At 56.3% G+C, this 3,278-nt stretch carries 1 rRNA gene; it reads left to right on the plus strand.

The features are described 5' to 3' along the window. The first annotated feature begins 141 nt into the window (after positions 1-141). A 23S ribosomal RNA gene (locus AC5RWG_RS17160) occupies positions 142-3,269 on the plus strand. The last annotated feature ends 9 nt before the right edge of the window (positions 3,270-3,278 follow it).

Here is a 3,278-nt window from a genome sequence, read left to right on the forward strand (position 1 = left end):
GGGGTGACGGGGTTGTTGTTTGAGAACTACATAGTGGACGCGAGCATCTTAAAGCAATTTTTTTGATGAACCTGGTGGCTGAGTCGTCTTTTGACGGTTTGGTTGTCCTGGTTCTCTCGAATAGCTGATTTTGATCTTTGTGGTCAAGTTTTTAAGAGCACACGGTGGATGCCTTGGCATCAGGAGCCGAAGAAGGACGTGGGAATCTGCGATAAGCCTGGGGGAGTTGATAACCGAACGGTGATCCCAGGATGTCCGAATGGGGAAACCCCGCCCGGCGCGCGAGTGACCGGGTGACCCGTACCTGAACACATAGGGTGCGTGGAGGGAACGCGGGGAAGTGAAACATCTCAGTACCCGCAGGAAGAGAAAACAACAGTGATTCCGTCAGTAGTGGCGAGCGAACGCGGAAGAGGCCAAACCGGTCCATGTGTGATAGCCGGCGGGCGTTGCATGGCCGGGGTTGCGGGACTTTCCGCTGCTGTTCTGCCGGACAGCGAAAGTGAGTGCGTGCGTATAGGTGAACGGTCTTGAAAGGCCGGCCGGAGAAGGTGTAAGCCCTGTAACCGTAATGCGTGACGCCGCTTGGAGAGTATCCCAAGTAGCACGGGGCCCGAGAAATCCCGTGCGAATCTGCCAGGACCACCTGGTAAGCCTGAATACTACCTGATGACCGATAGCGGACAAGTACCGTGAGGGAAAGGTGAAAAGTACCCCGGGAGGGGAGTGAAACAGTACCTGAAACCGTGTGCTTACAATCCGTCGGAGCAGCCTTAGTAGCTGTGACGGCGTGCCTTTTGAAGAATGAGCCTGCGAGTTAGTGTTACGTCGCGAGGTTAACCCGTGTGGGGAAGCCGTAGCGAAAGCGAGTCTGAACAGGGCGTTGCAGTGGCGTGATCTAGACCCGAAGCGGAGTGATCTACCCATGGCCAGGTTGAAGCGCGTGTAAGAGCGCGTGGAGGACCGAACCCACTTCAGTTGAAAATGGAGGGGATGAGCTGTGGGTAGGGGTGAAAGGCCAATCAAACTCCGTGATAGCTGGTTCTCCCCGAAATGCATTTAGGTGCAGCGTTGCGTGTTTCTTGCCGGAGGTAGAGCTACTGGATGGCCGATGGGCCCTACAAGGTTACTGACGTCAGCCAAACTCCGAATGCCGGCAAGTGAGAGCGCAGCAGTGAGACTGTGGGGGATAAGCTTCATAGTCGAGAGGGAAACAGCCCAGACCACCAACTAAGGCCCCTAAGCGTGTGCTAAGTGGAAAAGGATGTGGAGTTGCCCAGACAACCAGGAGGTTGGCTTAGAAGCAGCCACCCTTGAAAGAGTGCGTAATAGCTCACTGGTCAAGTGATTCCGCGCCGACAATGTAGCGGGGCTCAAGTACACCGCCGAAGTTGTGGCATCAGCGTATTATCCAAGCCTTCGTGGTTCAGGAGCGCTGGTGGGTAGGGGAGCGTCGTGTGGGCAGTGAAGCTGCGGCGGAAGCCAGTGGTGGAGCCTACACGAGTGAGAATGCAGGCATGAGTAGCGAAAGACGGGTGGGAAACCCGTCCGCCGAATGATCAAGGGTTCCAGGGTCAAGCTAATCTGCCCTGGGTAAGTCGGGACCTAAGGCGAGGCCGACAGGCGTAGTCGATGGACAACGGGTTGATATTCCCGTACCGGCGAAAAACCGCCCATGCCAATCCGGTGATGCTAACCGCCCAAACCGTTCATCCGTGCCCTTCGGGGCCAGTATGGGCGGGGCGCGCGGGACCCGATCCGGGGAGGTAAGCGTATTAACAGGTGTGACGCAGGAAGGTAGCCGAGCCGGGCGATGGTAGTCCCGGTCCAAGGATGTAGGGTGAACGGTTGGCAAATCCGCCGTTCGTGAAGCCTGAGACCTGACGGGACCCCCGTATGGGGGGATTCGGTGATCCTATGCTGCCGAGAAAAGCATCGACGCGAGGTTTTAGCCGCCCGTACCCCAAACCGACACAGGTGATCAGGTAGAGAATACCAAGGCGATCGAGAGAATTATGGTTAAGGAACTCGGCAAAATGCCCCCGTAACTTCGGGAGAAGGGGGGCCCGGACCGTGAAGAAGCCTTGCGCTTCGGAGCGGGTAAGGGCCGCAGAGACCAGGGGGAAGCGACTGTTTACTAAAAACACAGGTCCGTGCGAAGTCGCAAGACGATGTATACGGACTGACTCCTGCCCGGTGCTGGAAGGTTAAGAGGACCTGTTAGCCCCTTTGGGGGCGAAGCGGAGAATTTAAGCCCCAGTAAACGGCGGTGGTAACTATAACCATCCTAAGGTAGCGAAATTCCTTGTCGGGTAAGTTCCGACCTGCACGAATGGAGTAACGACTTCCCCGCTGTCTCAACCATAAACTCGGCGAAATTGCACTACGAGTAAAGATGCTCGTTACGCGCAGCAGGACGGAAAGACCCCGAGACCTTTACTATAGTTTGGTATTGGTGTTCGGTGTGGCTTGTGTAGGATAGGTGGGAGACTGTGAAGCCCGGACGCCAGTTCGGGTGGAGTCATCGTTGAAATACCACTCTGGTCACTCTGGACATCTAACTTCGGCCCGTAATCCGGGTCAGGGACAGTGCCTGATGGGTAGTTTAACTGGGGCGGTTGCCTCCTAAAGAGTAACGGAGGCGCCCAAAGGTTCCCTCAGCCTGGTTGGCAATCAGGTGGCGAGTGTAAGTGCACAAGGGAGCTTGACTGTGAGAGAGACATCTCGAGCAGGGACGAAAGTCGGGACTAGTGATCCGGCGGCACATTGTGGAATGGCCGTCGCTCAACGGATAAAAGGTACCTCGGGGATAACAGGCTGATCTTGCCCAAGAGTCCATATCGACGGCATGGTTTGGCACCTCGATGTCGGCTCGTCGCATCCTGGGGCTGGAGTAGGTCCCAAGGGTTGGGCTGTTCGCCCATTAAAGCGGTACGCGAGCTGGGTTTAGAACGTCGTGAGACAGTTCGGTCCCTATCCGCTGCGCGCGCAGGAAATTTGAGAAGGTCTGTCCTTAGTACGAGAGGACCGGGACGGACGAACCTCTGGTGTGTCAGTTGTACTGCCAAGTGCACCGCTGATTAGCTACGTTCGGATTGGATAACCGCTGAAAGCATCTAAGCGGGAAGCCGGCTTCAAGATGAGATTTCCATCCCCTTCGTGGGGGAGAGGACCCCAGCCAGACCACTGGGTTGATAGGCCGGATGTGGAAGCGAGGACGAAAGACTCGTGAAGCTGACCGGTACTAATAGTCCGACAACTTACACCACACCACCCCC

The sequence above is a fragment of the Arthrobacter sp. Y3221160 genome (genome assembly GCF_059092585.1).